General features: G+C 72.6%; 15 protein-coding genes. 11 read left to right on the top strand and 4 right to left on the bottom strand.

Features of this window, described 5'->3' with window-relative positions; genetic code table 11:
- Positions 1-7 precede the first annotated feature (7 nt).
- Positions 8-1,408 (top strand): MFS transporter, encoded by a 1,401-nt coding sequence (locus tag U870_RS0117850; RefSeq protein ID WP_029947806.1) that lies wholly within the window; start codon positions 8-10, stop codon positions 1,406-1,408.
- A 19-nt stretch (positions 1,409-1,427) separates the two neighbouring features.
- On the opposite strand, the gene U870_RS0117845 is transcribed toward U870_RS0117850, so the two are convergent.
- The 3 genes from U870_RS0117845 to U870_RS23300 all read right to left on the bottom strand — a co-directional run bounded on the left by U870_RS0117845 (position 1,428) and on the right by U870_RS23300 (position 7,868).
- The gene (locus U870_RS0117845) at positions 1,428-3,383 is read right to left on the bottom strand and encodes an acyltransferase family protein (protein ID WP_025158733.1); all 1,956 of its coding nucleotides are present in this window, start codon (positions 3,381-3,383) and stop codon (positions 1,428-1,430) included.
- Positions 3,384-3,591: 208 nt separating this feature from the next.
- Complete coding sequence (locus U870_RS0117840; protein ID WP_162819183.1) at positions 3,592-6,018, bottom strand: hypothetical protein; 2,427 nt, start codon at positions 6,016-6,018, stop codon at positions 3,592-3,594.
- Between the two features lie 200 nt (positions 6,019-6,218).
- The gene (locus U870_RS23300) at positions 6,219-7,868 is read right to left on the bottom strand and encodes a leucine-rich repeat domain-containing protein (protein ID WP_081815336.1); all 1,650 of its coding nucleotides are present in this window, start codon (positions 7,866-7,868) and stop codon (positions 6,219-6,221) included.
- Between the two features lie 455 nt (positions 7,869-8,323).
- On the opposite strand from U870_RS23300, the gene U870_RS0117825 reads away from it, so the two are divergent.
- Positions 8,324-8,842: a MarR family winged helix-turn-helix transcriptional regulator gene (locus U870_RS0117825; protein WP_025158730.1), complete on the top strand. Its 519-nt coding sequence runs from the start codon at positions 8,324-8,326 to the stop codon at positions 8,840-8,842.
- Between the two features lie 18 nt (positions 8,843-8,860).
- On the opposite strand, the gene U870_RS0117820 is transcribed toward U870_RS0117825, so the two are convergent.
- Positions 8,861-9,916, bottom strand: coding sequence for an NAD(P)H-dependent flavin oxidoreductase (locus U870_RS0117820; protein ID WP_025158729.1), 1,056 nt, complete (start codon positions 9,914-9,916; stop codon positions 8,861-8,863).
- Positions 9,917-10,010: 94 nt separating this feature from the next.
- Here U870_RS0117820 and U870_RS0117815 point away from each other — a divergent pair, with 94 nt between their 5' ends.
- The 9 genes from U870_RS0117815 to U870_RS0117775 all read left to right on the top strand — a co-directional run bounded on the left by U870_RS0117815 (position 10,011) and on the right by U870_RS0117775 (position 20,777).
- Positions 10,011-10,670 (top strand): alpha/beta hydrolase family protein, encoded by a 660-nt coding sequence (locus U870_RS0117815; RefSeq protein WP_025158728.1) that lies wholly within the window; start codon positions 10,011-10,013, stop codon positions 10,668-10,670.
- Positions 10,671-10,728: 58 nt separating this feature from the next.
- Positions 10,729-13,851, top strand: a complete 3,123-nt coding sequence (locus U870_RS0117810; RefSeq protein ID WP_025158727.1) for an FtsX-like permease family protein — start codon at positions 10,729-10,731, stop codon at positions 13,849-13,851.
- Positions 13,848-16,595, top strand: a complete 2,748-nt coding sequence (locus U870_RS0117805; RefSeq protein ID WP_025158726.1) for an ABC transporter permease — start codon at positions 13,848-13,850, stop codon at positions 16,593-16,595. The genes U870_RS0117810 and U870_RS0117805 overlap by 4 nt, the downstream gene beginning before the upstream one ends.
- A complete protein-coding gene (locus tag U870_RS0117800) occupies positions 16,592-17,539 on the top strand; it encodes an ABC transporter ATP-binding protein (RefSeq protein WP_025158725.1) in 948 nt (315 codons plus the stop codon). Before U870_RS0117805 ends, U870_RS0117800 begins: the two co-directional genes overlap by 4 nt.
- Positions 17,526-18,275, top strand: a complete 750-nt coding sequence (locus tag U870_RS0117795) for an ABC transporter ATP-binding protein (RefSeq protein ID WP_025158724.1) — start codon at positions 17,526-17,528, stop codon at positions 18,273-18,275. Before U870_RS0117800 ends, U870_RS0117795 begins: the two co-directional genes overlap by 14 nt.
- Before the next feature lie 223 nt (positions 18,276-18,498).
- On the top strand, positions 18,499-18,831 hold the full coding sequence (locus U870_RS0117790) for a PadR family transcriptional regulator (RefSeq protein ID WP_025158723.1): 333 nt from the start codon (positions 18,499-18,501) through the stop codon (positions 18,829-18,831).
- A gap of 1 nt (position 18,832) precedes the next feature.
- Complete coding sequence (locus U870_RS0117785) at positions 18,833-19,204, top strand: DUF1048 domain-containing protein (protein WP_025158722.1); 372 nt, start codon at positions 18,833-18,835, stop codon at positions 19,202-19,204.
- Positions 19,201-20,001: an ABC transporter ATP-binding protein gene (locus U870_RS0117780; RefSeq protein WP_025158721.1), complete on the top strand. Its 801-nt coding sequence runs from the start codon at positions 19,201-19,203 to the stop codon at positions 19,999-20,001. The genes U870_RS0117785 and U870_RS0117780 overlap by 4 nt, the downstream gene beginning before the upstream one ends.
- A complete protein-coding gene (locus tag U870_RS0117775; RefSeq protein WP_025158720.1) occupies positions 20,001-20,777 on the top strand; it encodes an ABC transporter permease in 777 nt (258 codons plus the stop codon). The genes U870_RS0117780 and U870_RS0117775 overlap by 1 nt, the downstream gene beginning before the upstream one ends.
- Positions 20,778-20,786 lie beyond the last annotated feature (9 nt).

Raw genomic sequence — 20,786 nt, 5'->3', positions numbered from 1 at the left:
TGGTCGGGTGACCTCGCCCACTCCCGCTCCCCGACCGCGCGGGAGTGGGGTGGGCGCCGCCGTGGCGGCGCTGAGCGTCGGCACCGTGCTCAACCCGCTCAACTCCTCGATGATCGCCGTCGCGCTGGTGTCTCTGCAGCGCGACTTCCGGGTCGATGTGACGACGGTCACGTGGGTCGTCACCTCCTTCTATCTCGCGTCGGCCGCCGGGCAGCCGCTGATGGGGCGCCTCGCCGACCGGTTCGGACCGCGCCGGCTGTTCCTGTTCGGGATGGTCGTGGTGGCGCTCGCCTGCGCGGCGACGCCGTTCGCGCAGTCCTTCGCGGCGGTGTGCGCGGGCCGGGTCGCGCTCGCGATCGGCACGGCCACGGCCTTCCCCTCGGCGATCGCCATGCTGCGCCCGCTCGCGGCCCGTACCGACGTGGGCACGCCGCGACTGCTCGGCCGCCTGCAGATCGCGAACACCTCCGGCGCCGCGATCGGGCCGGTGCTGGGCGGGGCGCTCGTCACCTTCCTCGGCTGGCAGGCGATCTTCTGGGTCAACGTCCCGCTGGCCGCGCTGGCGTTCGTCGGCGTGTGGGCGTTCGCCCCACGCGACGCGGAGCGCGAGCGGGAACCGCTGTCGCGCACCCTGGCCGAGTCCGACATCCCCGGGGTCCTGCTGTTCGTGACCACGCTGAGCGCGCTGCTGGTCTTCCTGCTGGACCTCTCCCCCGCGCCCCTGTGGTGGCTGCTTCCGGTCTTCGTCGCCGCCGGCGCGGCGTTCGTGTGGCGGGAGCTGCGCACCTCGCATCCCTTCCTCGACCTGCGGCTGCTCGCCGCCAACCGCCGCCTGATGATGGTGTACCTGTGCTTCGCGATCTTCAGCGTGGTCTACTACTCGGCGTTCTTCGGCCTGCCCCAGTATCTGCAAGCGCACGCCGGGTATCCGGCGGGGATCGCCGGCCTGCTGATGTTCCCGCTGGCGGCGGTCACCATCGTCGCCACCCCCCTCGCCGCCCGCGCGATCGAGCGCGTCGGGCTGCGCCGCACCCTGCTGTGGGGCGCGTCGTCGCTCATCGTCGGGGCGGGCCTGCTGGCCGTCGCCGCCGCCTCGACGGCGCCCTGGGTCGTGCTGCTCCTGACGGCCGCTCTGGGCGTGCCGTACTGCGTCGTGAGCATCTCGATGAACCAGGCGCTCTACGCCGCCGCCCGCCCGGAGGACAGCGGTGTCGCCGCGGGGATCTTCCAGACCTCCCGCTACGTCGGCGCCATCGTCGCCACGACCGTCTTGGGACTGCTGTTCAGCGGGGGGACGACCGCCGGCAGCTGGCTGACGGCGGTCGCCGTCGCCGCGGGGCTCGCGGTCGTGCACCTCGGCCTGCTGGTCTTCGTCCGCCCGCAGGGCCGGGCGGCCGGGCGCGCCTGACACCCGCTGCCGCGCACTGTCAGCCGGTCGTGGCTGGGTCGGGCGCGGGAACGGCCGACTGGATCTGATTGAGGGACCACTGCGCCGAACGGAGCTGCCAGAACGGTGCGACGTGACCCGTGGCGTCGTAGATCGGGCGGCCGTCGCGCACCCGCGGACAGTCGTGGACCTCCTCCGGCCGGCACAGATAGTGACCGAAGTCGAACAGCGTCGCTCCTTCATTGCGTGCCACCGCGGCCGTCAGCAGGTCGTTCATCGCGATCGAGTGCGCGTGGAACGGCTCGCCGTTGAGCACCACCGTGCTGGGCACCCACACCGGGATCCCGGCGTCCGTGAAGATCGCGATCGCCTCGTCGAGGTGCGCCGCGTAGCGTTCGTCGAATACCGGATCGCCCGGATAGACCCAGGAGCCGGCGATCCTGGCCTTGCGCTGGTCGTAGTCCCCCACTCCGAGCACCACGACGTCCGGGCGATCGACGACGATGCGCTTCGCCCAGTCGGACCTCCAGGTCAGGCACTGCGCCGGCGGCGGCACGACCGCGCCGTCGTCATTCATGTACGCCTCGGGGTCCGCGATGCCGCACCCGCCCTGGCCGCGATTGTCGACGACGACGCCGAACCCGGGATCGGCCATCCCACGACCGAGGTTCTCCGCCCAGGAGTCACCGACGACGAGGAGCTTCGTCCCGGGCTGCACGGGAGACAGCGCGTACGCGGCCTGGTCGGTGTCGACCGGCTTCGCTGCCGTCGGCGGCCCGGTGAGCCGACCGAACCAGGCCGCGGTGGCGGAGGCGGGAGCGACGGCGAGTCCCGCGACGAGCAGGGTGGTGAGGGCGAGCCCGGCCCACAGCCGCCACCCCCGGTACGGCGATCGCCGGATCGGATTCTCGATGGCCGCGTAGGAGACGAGGGTGAGGACCACGATCAGGAGGGTGCGCGGGATCGCCAGGTCGACGCCCTGCCACCCCGTCATGACCTCGCTGACGCAGATGATGACCGGCCAGTGCCACAGGTACAGGGCGTAGCTCCGGTGCCCGACGTAGCGGAAGACCCCCAACGACAGCACCGAGGAGAACCAGGAGCGTGGGGCGACCACGATGCTCGCGACCAGGACACCTTCCAGTGTCGTGGCGAGCAGCAGCGGCCCGTCGAACAGGCTCCGGTCCAGCGGCACGAGCAGCCAGAGGAGCCCGAGTCCGGCCGCGCTCAGGATCGCCACGAAGGGAGCCGCGGAACGGATCAGGCCCGCCCTCCTCCTGTCCAGACCGGACATCCGGGCGTCGAGGCGCGCCACGGCGATCAGAGCACCGACGAGGAGCGCCGCCATCCGGATGTCCGTGCCCTGGTACAGCCGGGTCAGCGACCAGCCCTGCCCGACGGTGAAGGTCAGTGCGACGCTGATCGCGATGCCGACGACCGCAGCCGTGGCGATGCGACGACGCGTGCGCAGGAGGATCAGCAGCACGGGCCAGACCAGGTAGAACTGCTCCTCGATCGCCAAGGACCAGAGATGGTTCAGGGGCGAGGCGTCCGGACCGGCCTGCCCGTAGGGGAGGTCGACGAGGATGTCGTACCAGTTCGTCGCGTAGACGAGCGAGCTCACCGTCTGACCGTCGACCACGGTCTCCAGCCCGATCGGATCGACGAGGTGGAGCCAGAGCTGAACCGCGACCAGCACGCACAGCACCGCGGGGACCAAGCGCTTGGCGCGGCGCGTCCAGAAGTCCCGCAGCCGGAAGCGTCCGGGCGATTCGAGCCGGCCGAGGATCAGCCGGGTGATCACGAACCCCGAGATCACGAAGAACAGGTCGACGCCGAGGAACCCTCCCGGGATGACACCCAGGTGGTAGGCGATCACACCGATGACGGCGACGGCACGCAACCCGTCGATGGCGACCACGTGCTCGTTCGCCGCGGCGCTGCGCCGCGCTGCACGCCGCGGTGAGGCGGCCTCGACGGTGGGCAGGACGGACATGGATCCCCCGGGTTCAGATCAGCGGCGACAGGCGGCCCAGCCTATGGGCGTGCCGGATCGTCGCCGTCGTCCGCGGAGGCGGTTTCAGTAGCGCCCGGACGGGATCTCAGTGCATGCAATCACCGAGTGTGCGCACCGCGTCCCGGGCGGCACACGTGCCTTCTGCGTGCGGCTCCCGCTTCCGCATGGGCGGCCCTCACGGGCCTCGTCAGCGCGCGGCCACCGTGACGATCGGGCTGTTCTTCGCCGCATACGTGCCGTTCCCGAGGAAGCGGAGCTGGAAGAACGCCGGCAGAGCTTCCACGACCGGCGTCGTCACCGATGCCATGCCCCCGGAACCGACGACGGCCGCCACCACCGCAGTTCCGCTCGAGCAGTCCGTCGCCGAACCGCACCGCATCAGCACCACGTTCGCCCCCGTCATCGACCATCCGTTCGACACCACGGCCAGCTTCCCGGTCACCACGCTCGTACCGCCCACCACCGCTCCCGACGCCGCCATCCCCGACCACACGACCGCCTGTCCCGAGGTCTTCGCCACCGACACGATCGGGCTGTCCTCCGCCGCATGCGTCTCGTCGCCGAGGAACCGGATCCGGAAGAAGGCCGGCAGCGTCCCCAGCGTCGGCGTCGTCAGCGACGCCGCACCCGCAGGACCGACCGTGCCCGCCGCGACGGCCGAACCGGCTGCACAGTCCACCGCCGAACCGCACCGCACGAGCACCACCTCGGAGCCGGTCATCGGCCTGCCGTCCGTCGCGGTCGTCAGCGTCCCCGACACCGCGCTCGTGCCGCCCACCGCCGCCGGCGACGCCGCCACCTCCGACCACGCCACCGACCGGCCCGACGTCGCCGCCACCGACACGATCGGGCTGTCCTTCGCCGCGTAGGTCCCGTTCCCGATGAACCGGATCAGGAAGTACGCCGGCAGGGCCCCCAACGCCGGCGTCGTCAGCGTCGCCACGCCCCCGGAGCCGACGACGCCCGCCAGCACCGGCGAACCATCCGCGCAGTCCAGCGCGGACGCGCATCGCACCAGCACCACGTTGGCACCCGTCATCGACCACCCGTTCGACACCACCGTCAGCTTGCCCGTCACCGCGCTCGTGCCGCCCACCGCGGTTCCCGACGCCGAAGCCCCCGACCACGTCACCGCCTGACCCGTCGTGGAGACGACGAAGGCGAAGTTCTGCTGGCCGAACGACGCAAGATCCGTGGCGTCGCCGGGGAAGTAGAGCCGGAGGTATCCGGTCCGGCTGAGCGCGGGGGTCGTGATCCTCACCGCGCCGGTCGCGTCCGTCCGCGCGCTGGAGCCGGCACCCGTGACCAGCGCGCACTTGCCCCAGGTGATATCGCAGGAGACGAGCTGGACCGTCTTGCCCGCCAGCGGCTGCGAGCGCTCGCCGAGGAGGGTGCCCGTGACGGTCATCGTCTCCCCCGGCTGGTGGAACTCGGACCGCCCGTCACCGACCAGCGTCGTCAGCCCGGCGGTCGCGCTGGTCTTGTTCACCCCGGCCCAGAACCGGAGCTCCCAGGCCGCACCGAGGGTGAGACCCTGCGACACGTAGTAGTCCTCGCGGGCATTCAGCGCCGCACCGAAGTCGGAGACGATCCCCTGGCTGCACGCGGCCGGGTTCACATGCCGGAACTGCTCGACGTTGACCCGGAACGCGTCCACGGTCATCATCGACTTCAGCATCCGTGCCCACGACACGGCCATCTGCGGGCTCATCCCGAACGAGCAATCGGTCGAGCCGACGTGATCCTGCAGGTCCACGATCAGCGGGCCGTCCGCCCCGTCGGTCCGACCGGGGATGCTCCGCATCGACGCCGCGATCTGCGCGGTCAGCGCGCCGAGGTTCTTCGCCAGCTCGGTCCGCTTGGCCGAACCGGTCGCGTAGTTGTCGGGGAAGTCGTCGACGCCCGGGGACCAGAGGTACGAGGCGGTGCGGTGGATGGCGTCGAGATCGGCCATGTGCTCGGTGAGATAGAGCCGGTAGCCCTCGGCCACCTGCGCTCCGGCCGTCGTCGTCCCGGAGGCGTCGGTCCCGCCCAGGTAGTTCAGCATCGATTCGAAGGTGATGTACCAGTCCCAGGAGACGGCGGGCGTCGCCGACGCCGCGACGTAGCCGGTGAACGCCCGGGCGACGGAGGCGCTCGTGGTGCGCATGCGCTCGCGGAACGCGGCGTCACGGATACCGGCGTTGTACGCATTGCCGCCCGTGTAGGAGCCGGTGAGGTCGATCGTCCCCACGAAGACGCGCTCGAAGCGACAGCTGTCACTGCCGCCGGGGAAATGCGGGAGCAGGATGTCCAGGAGCGCCGTCTTGAGCACCGGCGCGCCGGAGGGGTCGAGCGTGGCGACATTCTGTAGCACCAGGTCGGAGATGTAGCCGTCCGCGGACGGATCGTGGTGGTGGGCGCAGATCTCTGTGATGTCCGTCCGTAGCTGCGCCGCTGAGTTCCACGTGGAGAGCTGCACCATCAGGCTCTTCGGGGCGTGTCCGGTCGAGATCGTCCCCGCGACCGACGGGCCGGCTGCACTGAGGAGGAGGGCCGCCGTGGTCAGCGCCCCCGCGAGCGTCATGACACGTGTTCTGGTCGACATCGACGTCTCCATCCTGTTGACGGTCATCTGCCGAGACTGCCGTCAACCCGTGGAGCACCACAAGAGGGTGAAACACCGGATGCACAGATATACGTACCTGTATGTGTGATATACGTAGCTACCTACGGAAGACGGCAGACACACTCCGACGGGACTCGAGGTGCAGTCGAGTCCCGCCGGGGTGGCGCGGCGTGGGCGCGCGCTGCGCCCCCATTTACGCGGGCGGGTTACCGGGTGCGGGTTCGCGTCCGGCGACGCGAGGCTCCGAGCACGACGAGACCGCCGAGCAGCAGTGCACCGGCCGCGGCCACGCCTGCGGGGAGGAGGCTGTCGGCTCCGGTCTGCGCGAGCGCGTCACCGGTGGGGCGGGTCGCAGCGGGAGTCGCGGAGTCGGGGTCGACCGGCGTGACGGACTCCGGCTGCTCCGGGTCCACCGGCTGCTCCGGGTCGACGGGCTGCTCCGGGTCCACCGGCTCCTCCGGATCCACCGGCGGGACGACCGCGGCGTCCGTGATGACGACGGTGTAGTCGTGCGCGAGCGGGTTGCCGTAGGCGTCCGTCGCCGTGACCGTGATGTCGTAGCGTCCGGGCTGGGTGGGCGTGCCGCTGAGGATGCCCGTGTCCGCGTCGAGGGTGAGCCCGGGGACCTCCCCGGCGGTGAGCGCGTACGTGGCCTGGAAGCCGGTCGTGGTGGTGAAGGTGAACGCGTAGTCGTCGCCGACCACGCCGTCGTCGGTCGCGCCGTTGGTGAACACCGCGGGGACGATCGTGTAGGCACCGCTGCCGGCGAAGCTCCCCACACCCTCGAACCGGATGGGCAGACTCGTCTGACCGTCGGCGATGGGCGCCCAGGTGACCAGGCCGTCCGCGACCGTGTAGCCGGCCGCGGAGAGCGCCGCCACCGCGGTCGCGTCGGTGTTGAGCAGTCCGGTGGCCGGGTGGGTGAAGGTCGCCGCGTCGATCGGGACGTACAGGGGTCCTGCGTCGACGTCGTACTGCCCGGAGTAGTAGTGCTCGGCCGGACTCAACGCGCTCAGCGCGGAGAGGTCGGCGATGTGGTTGTTCCGCAGGGAGAGGTTCGAGAGCGCGGTCAGCCCTGCCAGCGGCGTGACGTCGACGATGTGGTTGTCGGCCACCGCGAGGAGCTGGAGGCGCGTCAGGCCGGCCAGCGGCGCGACGTCCGTGATCGTGTTGCCGTACGCGTAGAGGTTCTTCAGGGTGGTCAGTTCACGGAGAGGCTCGAGGTCGCTGATCCGGTTGTCCGCGATCACCAGGTAGCTCAGCTGCGACATCCCCTCCAGCGGAGAGATGTCCGAGATCCGGTTGCTGTGGACGCGCAGATCGGTCATACGCGTGAGCCCGGTCAGCGGGGTCAGATCGGCGATGTCGTTGTCGTAGAGGTTCAGGATGGTCAGCGCGGTCAGGCCGGCCAGCGGCGTCAGATCGGTGATCCGATTCGAGTAGGCCTGCAGGCTGGTCAGCTTCGTCAGTCCGGTCAGCGGCGACAGGTCCGTCACGGCGTTGCCCCAGATGTTCAGCTTGGTGAGGTTGGTCGCGTATTCGAGCCCGGTCAGGTCGGTGATGCCCAGAGCGGACAGCCCCCGCGGGTTGCCGAGATCCGTCAACGTCTCCAGTTGCACCGCCGTGATCGGCGAGCCCACCGGCATGCCCAGACGCTGGTTCAGCACGGACGCCAACCGGGGATCGGGGATGCTGACGGCGTCTCCGGGCTCCGGCGCGATCGCACGGACGCCGCTCTGCGGCGTCGTCAGGGCCGTCGCGGCGAGGGGCGCCGCACCCGTCAGGAGGATGCTCCCGGCGGCCGCGGCGACGATCATCCGGAGGAGGCGCCGGGGGCGGCGCGTGGTGTTTCTCATACGGTGTTCTCTCTGGTCGTTCCGAGCACGGCGACGTGCGGCACCGGCGCGTTCACCACGCGTCAGCGCTCACGCCGGACACGTGGCACAGCGGGCATCCGGAGAGCGCAGGCGACATGGACGATCCGTCCGGTGCGCCGCGCACCGAGGAGACACGCGATGGACAGGGGCACTCAACCACGCCGCTGCGGAGCGCATCGGCCGCATGCCCTCTCCGCGAGCGGAATCCAGTACGCACGCATGAGGGAACCAGTAGCTCATCGTCGATTTCAGTGGTGCGAGCACGGGGAGCTGGCCCTCGTGGGGGTAGACGACGGGGCTCGGGACCCTGCGGGTGCGGGCCGGGCGAGGGAGGGACGATCGCAGCGGTCGCCGCCGGGCACCGACGTGCGCCGCCGCCTCCAGACGCGGGAGAAGCGCCACAGGCGGACCCCGGACACGGTAGAACTGGGAGCGTGACCGTTCCTGCAGCCGATCTCGACGCCGTCCTGCGCGCGGCGAACGTCCTGCTCGGTGTGGCCGCGCGCTCGGTGCTCGATGTGGAGGACGAGGTGACCTCGCCCCAACTGAGGGTGCTGGTGCTGATCGCGACCAACGGGCCACGCACTCCCGGAGACATCGCGACAGCGCTCGGCGTACACCCGTCCAACGCCACCCGCACCGGCGACAAGCTCGTCCGGGCGGGGTACGCCGAGCGGACGGGCGACCCGCGGGACCGGCGCTCGGTGCGGCTCGTGCTGACACCGACGGGGGCCGATCTGGTCACGCGGGTGATCTCACGGCGCCGCGCCGCGCTCGCCGACGTGCTGGAGTCCCTGCCGGAGACGGAACGGGTCGCCGCTGCGGCGGCGTTCGCCGCGTTCGCCCGGGCCGCCGAGGAGGCGGCCGGGATCACCGCCGTCGACGACGGCCGCTTCACTCTGCTGCTGCCCGGAGATCGCCCGGGTCCCGGCGTCGCCGGGAAGGACAGCTAGCCGTCCTCGGCCGAGCGCCTAATGTGGGCGCTCGGGCAGACCCGCCACCAGCTCCGCGAGCACCGCGTCGGCGTCGACGTACCGGGCGAGGCCCGCACTCTGTCCCATCCACAGGGACAGCAGCTCGTCGTCGCCGCGCTCGCCGGCGGCGCGACGGAACACCCCGGTGAGGGCGTTCTGCACCGGGAACGGGGCGACCCCGCCGCCCCGTTCGATCTCGGCGACCGCCCGATTGCGCAGGCCGCGTGCGAGCCGCCCGCTCATCGCCCGGGTCAGGACGGTGTCGGAGGCCTCTGCGGTGCGGATGCGCGCACGATGCACCTCCGGCGCCGCCGACTCCCGGGTGGCGAGGAACGCCGTGCCGACCTGCACCGCGCTCGCGCCGAGAGCGAACGCCGCCGCGACTCCACGCCGGTCGGCGATGCCGCCCGCCGCGATCACCGGCACGTCCACCGCGTCGACCACCTGAGGGATCAGGGCGAAGGAGCCGACCAGGCTGTCCTCGGCGGGGGCGAGGAACGATGGCCGGTGTCCGGCCGACTCCGAGCCGGAGGCGACGATCGCGTCCACACCGCCCGCTGCGAGCGCGCGCGCCTCGGCGACCGTCGTCGCCGTGCCGACCACGGCGATGCCGCGCTCGTGCGCCGCCGCGACCACCTCGGCGGGCGGCACGCCGAAGATGAAGCTCAGCACGGCGGGCTCCGCGGCGAGCGCGGCCTCGATCTGTTCATCGAATGACGGCGGCAGCGCGATCGGCCACGCGGGTCGTTCCGCACCCGCGTCGTCGAACAGCCGACCCAGCGCATCGACGGAGGCGGCGAACTCGGCGCGGTCGACCGCGTGCTCGCCCGGCAGCTGCAACGGCAGCCACAGGTTGAACGCGAAGGGACGCGCGGTCCGGGCGCGCAGACTCGCCGCAGTGCTCCGGATGCGATCGGCGGAGAAGCCGTAGAGGCCGAACGATCCGAGAGCGCCCGCCTCGCTCACCGCGGCGGTCAGCTCCACGGAGGAGAGTCCGCCGAACGGCCCGAGCACCACCGGCAGACTCGTCCCGATCCGTTCCTCGAAGCGCATCCCGTCCTCCTCAGAATCCTTGCGCACGCGCAATCACTCGACGCGGACGAGTCTAGTCGTGCCGGCCCGGCCACGGTCGGGTACCGTCGGGTCGATGGACATCACGACCCCCACGTCGCTGGGACCCGGCCGCCTCGTCGTGGCGGAGTCCCCGGCTCCGCGCGCCCTGCTCTGGCTCGGCCACGGCGCGGGCGGCGGGATCGACGCGATCGACCTGGCGGCGCTCGCGCGGGCGCTCCCCGCAGTCGGCATCACGGTCGCCCGCTACGAGCAGCCGTGGCGGGTCGCCGGCAAACGCGTCGCCTCCCGGCCGCAGGCGCTCGACATCGCGTGGCGCGAGACCGCGCCCGTCGTGACCGGACTCGCCGCGGGGCTGCCGCTGTTCACGGGCGGCCGCAGCGCCGGCGCGCGGGTGGCGTGCCGCACCGCCGCGGAGGTCGGCGCGGCTGGCGTCGTCTGCCTGGCCTTCCCCCTGCACCCGCCGGGGCGCCCGGAGACGTCGCGGCTCGCCGAGCTGCTGACCCCGGAGGCGCCGGTCCTGGTCCTGCAAGGCGATCGTGACACCTTCGGCTCGGCGCAGACCCTCTCCGACGAGATCACGGCTCACGACCGCATCCGCGTCGTCCCGGTCCCGGGCGCGGATCACGGGATGAAGACCCTGAAATCGTCGCCGCTGGACGCCCACGACGTCGCCGCCCTCGTCGTCTCGACCGTCACAGGATTCATCGACTCGACGCTCGACCGCACGATCTGAGCGGAGAAATCCCGCGACGCGCATCAGTAATGCGTCCCGGCCGCGATACGGTGAGTGGATGCGCGTGGGGGCTCGGACGAACGGACGCATCCGCGCGTTCTGGCCGCAGCGCTCCCGGGCACAGGCCGGGGTCCTCGCCTCCACGGCTCTCACGGTGCTGGTGATCTCCTTCCTGGCGTGCACGATGGCCGGGCTCGCCGTGCGCTCCCCGACCGTCGCGGTGCGGCAGAGCGTCGAGGCCGGTCCCGCCTCCGCCGTCGCCGAGGCGTACCAGGCCGCGCTCGACCCCGACGACCCCGCGGGTCAGGACCGCATCGTCCGTTCCGTGCTGGCCCACCGGTTCGGCTCCGCGCCTGTCACCGTCGACCGTGCCGCGTTCGCCGGTGTCGTCGCGCTCGGCGGGGACCGCTCCGCCCTGGTCCTGGCCGATGACGACGCTCTGCGTGGGCGCGCCACCCTGCGGTCCGGCACGTGGCCGTCCGGCGACGGGGAGATCGCCGTCGACGCCACCCTCGCGCACGCGGCACGGATCGAGGCCGGCGCACGGCTGCAGCTGACCGCCGACGCGGGGACGGTCCCCGTCGTGGTGTCCGGCATCTGGGAGCCCGCCCACCCGGCGGCCCCGGCGTGGCTCGGCGTGACCGCCGGCATCGGGGGGACGGACGGTCGCGCGATCGCCGACCCGGCGCTGCTCGCCCGGCTGACCGCGTCCGCGACGGCGCAATGGGTCGTGGCGCCGGATGCCGGCCGGCTGACCGCGGGCGACCTCCCCCGCCTGCACACCGGGTATGTCGGCGCCCTCGACGCGCTCACCGAGTCGGACGCGTCGCCGTCACCGTTCGCCGCCCTCGGCGGCGCCACCGCGACGGTGGCGGACATGCAGCAGTCGGTGGGCGCGCTGGCCGCCGTGCTCCCGGTTCCGCTCGCCCTGCTCGCCGTGTGCTCGGCGATCTCGCTCGTGCTGCTGTCCCGGCTGCTCGCCCGCTCCCGCCTGGCGGAGACGCGGGTGCTGCGCGCCCGCGGGGCGACCGTCGGCGGCCTCGTGCGCGCCGACGCGAGCGAATCCGCCGTCGTCGCCCTGGTCGGCACCGCCCTCGGTACCGGCGCCTCGCTCGTCGTGCTCGCCGCGGCGGGAACGGGAAGCGGGAGCGGAGCGCTGGAGGTCGCCCTCGCCGCCCTCGTCCCGGCCGTCGCCGTGCTCGCGGTCGCCGTCGGCTCCACCGCCGTCGTCACCGCCCTCGCCGCCCGCTCCGCCGACGGCGCCCCCGGTCCGGTCGAGGCCGGGCGCACCCGGTCGGCGGCCTCCCTCGGCCTCGGAGTGCTCGCCCTGGCCGCGGCCGGCGTGACCCTCTGGCGCTTCCTCTCCTTCGGCACGCCGGATGCGCAGGGGCACGTCGACGCCGTCGGGACGGTGGCCCCCGCCGCCGTGCTCTGCGCGGTCGTGGTGGTCGCCCTCGTCGCCCTCGGCCCGGCCTCCGCACTGGTCGAACGACTGGCGGCCCGCGGTCGAGGACTCTCGCGCGTGCTCCCCGCCCGCCAGGTGAGCCGCGGCGTGGGCCTGGTGGCCGCCCCCGCCGCCCTGGTGGTGCTGGCCGTGGGCGCGGCGACCTTCGCTGCCGGCTACGTGGGGACGTGGTCCGGCTTCCTGCGCGACTCGTCGCTCCTGGTCGTGGGCTCGGACGTCCGGGTGGATCTCGGCGTCGCCGGGAGCGTGCGCGCCCCGGACGATCTCCCGCCCTCGCCACGTCTCGCCACCGTGCCGACGGTGAGGACGGCCGCGCCCGCGCTCGTGACCGATTCGACGCTCGGCCAGCAGAGCGTCGCCCTGGTCGCCGTCGACGGCTACGCCCTGCAGGATCTCATGCCCGTCGGGGACTACCTGTTCCCGTCGTCCGCCGGGCAGACCCTCGCCGCGACCGACCCGCTCGGCGGACCACCGATCCCCCCGGGAGCGCAGACGATCGAGGCGGTGGCGACGGTCACCGTGCCGGAGCCCGCCGCCGACTCCTCCGCCGACTCCTCCCCCTCCGCCGATGCCCCTCCTGTCGTTCCCGGTCTCGGGGTGACCTTCTGGGTGGCCGACCGGCACGGGTCGCTCGCCCCGCTCCCGGCGTCGGCCACCACGAGCGGAGCCCCCGGCCGGATCGGCGCCACGCTGCCGGCCGGCGGACCGTGGCGGCTCGTCGCCGTGGATGCACACCTGGACACGGGAGCCGCCTCTACACCCGTGCAGGTGCGTCTCACCGACGTGCGCGCGGGCACCACGCTCATCACCTCGGCGTGGGAGCCCGCACCGGACGCCTTCGGCGCCGCGTTCACGGCGTCCGCGCCCCGCACCGGCGGCCTCGGCTTCGACTCCCCGCTCGTCCCCGCCGGCGCCGACAACGCCGTGCGGCTGCTTCCCGGGACGGTCTCCGACGTGCCCGTGCTGGTCACTCAGGCGACCGCGGACGCGGGAGGGCTGCAGACGGGCGCGCGCATCGACGTCGATTCCGCGTGGGCGTCGTTCCACGGCGTCGTCGCCGGCATCGTCGCCGCCGTCCCCGGCACGGCGGATCAGAACGCACTGCTGGTCGATCTGCCGGCACTCGAGGATCAGCTGCTCCGCACCTCGCCGACCATCCCCCGGCTGGGCTCCGTCTGGCTGGCCACACCCGAGCCGCAGCGGGTCGCCGCGGCCGCCGCACAGGTGGCCGGCGCAGACGCCGTGGTCACGGACGCCTCGGGCGCCTTCGTCGCCCGGTTCATGGCGAGCGCGGTCGCCGCCCTCTGGCTCGGTGCGGCGGGCTGCGCCCTGCTGGCGGTCGTGGCCGTCGCCGCCGCCGTGCTCTCCGCGTTGCGCGGCCGACGGGCGGAGGTCGTGGTGCTGCGAGCGGTCGGCGTCGGCTCGCGCCAGCAGGCGGCCGCACGCCGGCTGGAGATCGGCGGCGTCATCGCGGGCGCCGCGATCGTCGGGGTACTGGGCGGCCTGGCCGTCTTCCTCCTCGCCGGCAACACCCTGGCCCGGATCTCGGTGGTCACCGCGCCGAGCACCCTCTCCGTGCAGGGCCGGGTGGATGTCGCGGGGCTCGGCATCGCCCTCGCGGCTCTGGGTGTCGCGGTGGCCGCCGTCCTCTGGCTGTACGGTCGGGCCGTGCGCGGGCAGGTCGCCGACACCGCGTACCGGGCGGAGACGCGATGAGCCGGCGCTCCCTGCTCTCCGGGCCCGGTCTCGCTGCCCGTGCGTTCGCCGCCTCCCGCGGCGGTCTCGCCCTGCTCGGCGTCGTCGTGCTCATCGCGACGACCGCCGTCTCCGCCTGGCCGCGTTTCGCCGACGGTCTGCTGCGCGACGAGTTGCGCTACCGCGTGGAGCAGGCGACGCCGGTCAACCGGGACCTGCTCAGCTCCGTGACCACGGGGATGCCGATGATGTCGGGAACGCCGACCGTCGGCGACGGCAGCGAGCCCGCCGCCATCTGGGAGGGCATGCCCGCGGCGCTGGCCGGCGCACGCTCCGCCATGCAGCCGGCGCTGCGGGCCGTCACGCTGCCCGGAGACGTCGCCGCTCGCAGCGACGACGTCCCGACCGCCGGGCCCGCCGACGCCGCCGGCGATGCGCGCTACGTCACCCAGGTGGAGGCCTACCAACGGCTCCGCACGGTGGCGGACTTGGATGCGGGCGCCTGGCCGGCGCGCGTCCCCGCCGGAGCGACGACGCAGGACCCGATCCCGGAGGGCGGCACGGTCGACGTCGTGATGGCATCGACCGCGGCGACGCTCCTGGGCTGGCACGTGGGCGAGACCCGGCGGGCGTACGCCGGGGCTCCGTTCGCGCTGCGGCTCAGCGGAACGGTGCGGGAGAAACCGTCCGATTCGGACTTCTGGGAGCTGGCGACGCTGCGGTCCCGCGGCAGCTACGCCGATCTCGGCGACCACGGCAAGCTCTACCGCGCCGTCGCCTGGGTCGATCCCGGATCCTGGTCGCGGGTCGCCCCGCTCTTCCCCGGGACGTTCACCCAAGCCTGGTACCCGGTCGCGCCCGGGGCGTTCACCATCTCGGGACTCGAACCGGTGCGGTCGTCCCTCGCGCGCTTCCTCTCCTCCCCGTCGGCCGCGGGCGTCGGCGGCACCCCCGCCACGCTGCGGTTCTCGACATCCCTCGACCGGACGCTCGACGACTACCTCGCTCGCGCGCAGCCGGCGAACACCTTGTTCGCGCTCCTCGCCGCCGGGCCGCTCGGGGTCGCGCTCGCCGTGCTCGTCCTCGGCGTGCGGCTGCTGCTGGGCCGGCGCCGGGAGGCGCTGGCGCTGCTGGCGGCCCGGGGAGCCTCTCCCGCGCGCTTGCGCCTCGGATTGGCCGCCGACACCGCCGCCGTGTCCGTCCCCGCGGCGGCCCTCGGCCTGATCGCGGCCCTCCTGCTCACGCCGGGAGTGGATGCGCTCGCCCTCCCGATCGCGCTCGCGGCGATCTGCGCGCTGGCCCCTCCCCTGATCTGCGTCGCCGCGGCCGGCAGGCTCGGCCCGCGCGACGACCTCCGCGGAGAGCGCAGCGCCCGGCGGCGCTGGGGCTGGGTGCTCGAAGCCCTCGTGATCGGCCTGGCCGCTCTCGGCGTCGCGGCGCTGTTCCAACGCGGGCTCGCCGCCCCGGGCGCCGGCCTCGGCGTGGACCCGCTGCTGGTGGTGACGCCCGTGCTCCTCGCTCTGGCCGCCTGCGTGCTCGTGCTGCGGCTGTACCCGCTCCCGCTCTCCTGGCTGGCGCGCGCCCTGCGTCGACGCCGTGGACCGGTCGCGTATCTCGGCGCCGCCGGCGCGCTGCGGTCACGCGCGGGCGGGCTCTGGCCCGTCTTCGCCGTGGTCGTGGGCGTCTCCATCGCGGTCTTCTCGGCGAGCGTGCTCAGCACCGAGCGCGCCGGAATCGAGTCGGGCGCGCTCGCCCGCGTCGGGGCCGATCTCAGCGTCACCGCCTCCGGGACGTTCACCGACGCCCAGGTGGCACAGCTGCGGGAGGTCCCCGGGGTCGCCGCGAGCGCGGTCGTCGAGTGGGCGGGCGGCCTGCGCATCCAGGCGGGCTCGCAGGGCGGAGACCTCTCCGGCTATCTCGTCGACCCGGCCGAGCTGGCACGCGTGCAGACCGGGATCCCCGAAGCCGCTCGGGTCTCCTCCGCCCTCGCGCACACCGACCCGGCGCGCACCGGTGCGGTCATCGGCGGCTTCGATCCCGCCATCCCCGTGACCAGCGCCATCCTCACCGCCGATACCTCCGTGCACCTCGGGGTGACGGAGTTCGACTTCGTGCCAGGCGTCTACATCTGGGATGGTCAGTGGGCGATCATCGACCGCACCACCCTTCCGGCGCACACCGGGGTCACCGGCACACCGCAGACCGTGCTGATCGCCCTGGCCCCGGGCGCCGACGACGACGACGTGCACCGGCAGGTCGCGGCGATCGCCGGAGACGGCGCCACGATCGGCGACGCCCAACGGGAGCAGGCAGCGCTCCGCTCCGCCCCGCTGGTCTCCGGCATCGAGACCATCGCGCTGCTCTCCATCGCCCTCTCGGCGCTGATGTGCGTCGGGGCGCTGCTGCTCGCGCTGGTGATCGGCGCCGCCGCCCGCACCCGGCTGGTGGCCACCCTGCGGACCATCGGCTACACCTCGCGTCAGACGGCCGCCCTGCTCGGCTGGGAGCTGGGACCGATCCTGATCGTCGGGCTCGTGGCCGGCATCCTGGTCGGGCTGGCGCTGCCGGCGATCGTGCTCGCGCCGATCGACCTCAGCGGCTTCACCGGTGGCCCGATCGCCCCCGCGGTCGTCATCGACCCCGGGCTCATCGCCCTGGCGGCGGGAGGCTTCGCGCTCTCCACCGTCGCCGTCACACTCGTCGCGCTCGCCGTCGCACGCCGCCGCTCCCCCGCGGCCGTGCTGCGCGTAGGAGGAGAAGAATGACCACCATGACAGCACGGCGCGAGGACGCGAGCATCGATTGCTCCGACCTCGTGCGCATCTTCACGGCGGAAGGGGTGGAGGTGCAGGCCCTCCAGGGCCTCAACCTCCGCGTCCGCAGCGGCGAGCTCGTGGCGATCGTCGGCGCCTCGGGGTCCGGCAAGTCGACGCTCCTCGGCATCCTGTCGGGACTCGACAAACCGACCGCGGGCGCGGCGTCCGTCGCGGGCCGGGATCTGCTGACGCTCAGCTCGGCGCAGCGGGTCGACTACCGCCGCCACACCGTCGGGTTCGTCTGGCAGCAGACCTCCCGCAACCTCCTGCCGTACCTGACGGCGCGCGAGAACATCGCCCTGACGATGTCGCTGGCCCGCCGCCCGGATCGGGTCGACCGCAGCCGCGACCTGCTCGATCTGCTGGAGGTCTCGCACTGCGCGGACCGACGGCCCGCCGAGATGTCCGGAGGCGAGCAGCAGCGCGTCGCCATCGCCGTCGGTCTCGCCAACGAGCCCGCCGTGCTGCTCGCCGACGAGCCCACCGGCGAGCTCGACGAGCACACCTCGGCCGACGTGCTGGAGGCGATGCGCGGCGTCAACCGCGAGCTCGGTGTCACCACCCTGATCGTCACCCACGACCCAGCGGTGTCGGAGCACGTGGCGCGCACGGTGCAGATCCGCGATGGGCGGACCTCCACCGAGGTCATCCGCCGCACCGGTCGCACCGCGAGCGGCGACGAGCACACGGTGGCCGAGGAGTTCGCGGTGCTGGACCGGGTCGGGCGCCTGCAGCTGCCGCCCGAGTACCTCGCCGCGCTCTCGCTGCGCGACCGGGTGCGCCTCGCCCTCGAATCCGACCACGTCGGCGTCTGGCCGCACGACGACGGCGACGAGAGCACGAGCACCGGCACGGAGACCACCGAGCGGAGGAACCGCGATGAGCAGCGCTGAGCCGATCCTCCCGCGCACCGGCGAATCCGATGGACTGCAGCCGCTGCTGCGCGCCGACGGCGTCAGCCGGGTGTTCCCGACGCCGGCCGGACCGGTCACCGCGCTCGACGGGGTGTCGCTGGCGGTGCACCCCGGCGAGCTGCTCGTGATCCGCGGGCGTTCCGGCTCGGGCAAGACCACCCTGCTCAATGTGCTCGGCGGCCTGGACACGCCGACCAGCGGGACCGTGACCCTCGGTCCGCTCGAGCTGACGACGGCGAGCGAGGCCGCGCTGGTCGCCACCCGCCGCTCCCGCATCGGCTTCGTCTTCCAGGCGTTCGGTCTCGTCCCGGTGCTGTCCGCGGCGGAGAACGTGGAGGTCCCCCTGCGGCTCCTCGGCGTCGACCCGGCCGAGCGCGACGCCCGCGTGGCCGACCTCCTCGACCGGGTCGGACTCACCGGCCATGCCGCGCAGCGGCCCGCGGAGCTCTCCGGCGGCCAGCAGCAGCGGGTCGGCATCGCGCGCGCCCTCGCCGCCCGGCCGCAGCTGCTGCTCGCGGACGAGCCGACCGGTCAGCTGGACAGCGTGACCGGGGCCGCGATGATGGATCTGCTGGTCGAGCTGGTGCACGACTCCGGCGTCGCGGCCGTCGTCACCACCCACGACCCGATCCTCATGGCGCGCGCCGATCGCGTGATCGAGCTGCATGACGGCCGCACCGTCCCTCGACGGCGCGGCGCCCACGTGCGCGACTGACGCGCGGCTCCGCTTCCCTCTCGTCTCCTGTCCTCCCCGTTCTCTCCTCGCTTCCCTCTTCTCTCCTCGCCTCCGCATGCCGTCGGACTCGGGGCGTTCGGCGTGGCTCCGGCGCCCGCGAGCCCCACGAAACTCTCTTGCTATTCAGTGTTGCTATCTACCGGTACTCGGCGTTACTATCTAGCAGTACCAAGCAACACTGAGTAGCCGGAAGGAGCGTCCGATGAGCAAGCAGGCAACGGAGATGCTCAAGGGAACCCTCGAGGGCATCGTCCTCGCCATCCTCCAGGCCCGGCCCGCGTACGGCTACGAGATCACCTCGTGGCTGCGGGATCAGGGCTTCACCGACATCGCCGAGGGCACCATCTACGCGCTCCTCGTGCGGATCGAGCAGCGCGGCCTCGTGGACGTGGAGAAGGTCCCGTCCGAGAAGGGCCCGCCGCGCAAGGTGTACTCGCTCAACCGGGCGGGTCACGAGTACCTCGACGAGTTCTGGAGGACGTGGAGCTTCCTCGCAGAACGATTGGAACAGCTCCGACACGAAGGAGAGAACTGACATGGCAAGCAAGTGGATCGAAGCGCTCACCGGGTCGCTCGAGCAGAAGAAGCAGTACCGCCAGTACAAGGCGCGCATCGAGGCCCTGCCCGAGCCGTACCTCGCCGTCGCGAAGGCCGTGCAGCGGTACTTCCTCTACAACGGCGGCGTCGAGGACGGCGACACCCTCCTCACCATGATGGGCGACTTCGTCGAGCTCTGGGAGCGCGCCGCAGCCGACGAGACCCCCGTCCGCGACATCGTCGGCGACGACCCGGTCGAGTTCGCGGAGGCGTTCGCCGAGGCCTACACCGGCAAGCGCTGGATCGACAAGGAGCGCGCCCGCCTGAACGCCGCCGTCGAGGCGGCCGAGAAGAAGGGGACGGACGAATGACCACCAGCACCCTCGACCGCGTCCCGGCCATCCGGGTCCGCGGCCTCGAGAAGTCCTACAAGAAGCTCAGCGTCCTGCGCGGCGTCGACTTCGACGTCGAGCGCGGCAGCATCTTCGCCCTGCTCGGCTCCAACGGCGCCGGCAAGACCACGGCGATCAAGATCCTCTCCACATTGCTGAAGGGGGACGCCGGTCAGGCCGTCGTCAACGGGTTCGACGTCGCCACGAAGGCCGGCGACGTGCGCGACTCGATCAGCCTGACGGGCCAGTTCGCCGCGGTCGACGAGATCCTCACCGGGCGCGAGAACCTCATCCTCGTCGCCCAGCTGCGGCACCAGAAGAAGCCCGCGGCCATCGCGGACGCCCTGCTCGCCCGCTTCTCCCTCACCGACGCGGGCTCGCGCAAGGTCGCGACCTACTCCGGAGGCATGCGCCGCCGGCTCGACATCGCGATGAGCCTCATCGGCGACCCGCCGGTGATCTTCCTCGACGAGCCCACCACCGGTCTCGACCCGCAGGCCCGCATCGAGGTCTGGGAGGCCGTGAAAGAGCTCGCCGGGCGCGGCACCACCGTGCTGCTCACCACGCAGTACCTCGACGAGGCCGAGCACCTCGCCGACCGCATCGCCATCCTCCACGAGGGCCGCATCATCGCGAACGGAACCCTCGCCGAGCTGAAGCACCTGCTTCCGCCGGCGCAGGTCGAGTACGTCGAGAAGCAGCCCAGCCTGGAGGACGTCTTCCTCGCCATCGTCGGCACTCCCGCCGACGACGGCACGACCTCGAAGGAGTCATGATGTCCACCGCCACGTTCGTCAGCGACACCGCCGTGCTCACCGGGCGGTCCATGCGCCACATCACGCGCAGCCTCGACACCATCATCACCACCGCCCTCATGCCGATCGCGTTCATGCTGCTGTTCACGTTCGTCTTCGGCGGAGCCATCGACACCGGGTCGTTCTCCGGCTCGTACGTCGACTACCTCCTCCCCGGGATCATGCTCATCACGGTCGCGACGGCCATCTCGTACACGTCGTACCGGCTGTTCATGGACCTGCAGGGCGGCATCTTCGAGCGCTTCCAGTCCATGCCGATCGCCCGGTCGAGCGTGCTCTGGGCGCACGTGCTGACCTCGCTGGTCTCGACCCTCATCTCGGTGGTGCTGGTCGTGCTGGTCTCGCTCCTGATCGGCTTCCGCTCCGGCGCGAGCGTGCTCGCCTGGCTCGGCGTCGCGGGCATCCTGGTGCTGTTCAGCCTGGCGCTGACCTGGATCGCGGTGATCGCGGGTCTGACGGCCAAGTCCGTGGACGGGGCCGGGGCGTTCGCCTACCCGATCATCTTCCTGCCGTTCATCAGCTCGGCGTTCGTCCCGACGGCGACCATGCCCGGGCCGGTGCGCTGGTTCGCCGAGAACCAGCCGGTCACCTCGATCGTCGACACCATCCGCGCCCTGTTCGCCGGCCAGCCGGCGGGCACCGACATCTGGGTCGCCCTCGCCTGGTGCGTCGGCATCCTCGTGGCCGCCTACGCCTTCGCGATGGTCGCCTACCGCCGCCGGATCACCGCCGGGTGAGCACCCTTG

It is taken from the genome of Leifsonia aquatica H1aii (assembly GCF_000633535.1).
Taxonomy (GTDB): domain Bacteria; phylum Actinomycetota; class Actinomycetes; order Actinomycetales; family Microbacteriaceae; genus Leifsonia; species Leifsonia aquatica_A.
This window is presented reverse-complemented; position numbering and strand designations above follow the sequence as displayed.

Bases quoted from the DNA above. Each gene is read 5' to 3' on its own strand.
- U870_RS0117840 (WP_162819183.1), bottom strand. From the start codon at position 6,018: ATGACCGTCAACAGGATGGAGACGTCGATGTCGACCAGAACACGTGTC.
- U870_RS0117795 (WP_025158724.1), top strand. From the start codon at position 17,526: ATGAGCAGCGCTGAGCCGATCCTCCCGCGCACCGGCGAATCCGATGGA.
- U870_RS0117800 (WP_025158725.1), top strand. From the start codon at position 16,592: ATGACCACCATGACAGCACGGCGCGAGGACGCGAGCATCGATTGCTCC.
- U870_RS0117780 (WP_025158721.1), top strand. From the start codon at position 19,201: ATGACCACCAGCACCCTCGACCGCGTCCCGGCCATCCGGGTCCGCGGC.
- U870_RS0117810 (WP_025158727.1), top strand. From the start codon at position 10,729: ATGCGCGTGGGGGCTCGGACGAACGGACGCATCCGCGCGTTCTGGCCG.
- U870_RS0117845 (WP_025158733.1), bottom strand. From the start codon at position 3,383: ATGTCCGTCCTGCCCACCGTCGAGGCCGCCTCACCGCGGCGTGCAGCG.
- U870_RS0117785 (WP_025158722.1), top strand. From the start codon at position 18,833: ATGGCAAGCAAGTGGATCGAAGCGCTCACCGGGTCGCTCGAGCAGAAG.
- U870_RS0117790 (WP_025158723.1), top strand. From the start codon at position 18,499: ATGAGCAAGCAGGCAACGGAGATGCTCAAGGGAACCCTCGAGGGCATC.
- U870_RS0117815 (WP_025158728.1), top strand. From the start codon at position 10,011: ATGGACATCACGACCCCCACGTCGCTGGGACCCGGCCGCCTCGTCGTG.
- U870_RS0117775 (WP_025158720.1), top strand. From the start codon at position 20,001: ATGTCCACCGCCACGTTCGTCAGCGACACCGCCGTGCTCACCGGGCGG.
- U870_RS0117805 (WP_025158726.1), top strand. From the start codon at position 13,848: ATGAGCCGGCGCTCCCTGCTCTCCGGGCCCGGTCTCGCTGCCCGTGCG.
- U870_RS23300 (WP_081815336.1), bottom strand. From the start codon at position 7,868: ATGAGAAACACCACGCGCCGCCCCCGGCGCCTCCTCCGGATGATCGTC.
- U870_RS0117820 (WP_025158729.1), bottom strand. From the start codon at position 9,916: ATGCGCTTCGAGGAACGGATCGGGACGAGTCTGCCGGTGGTGCTCGGG.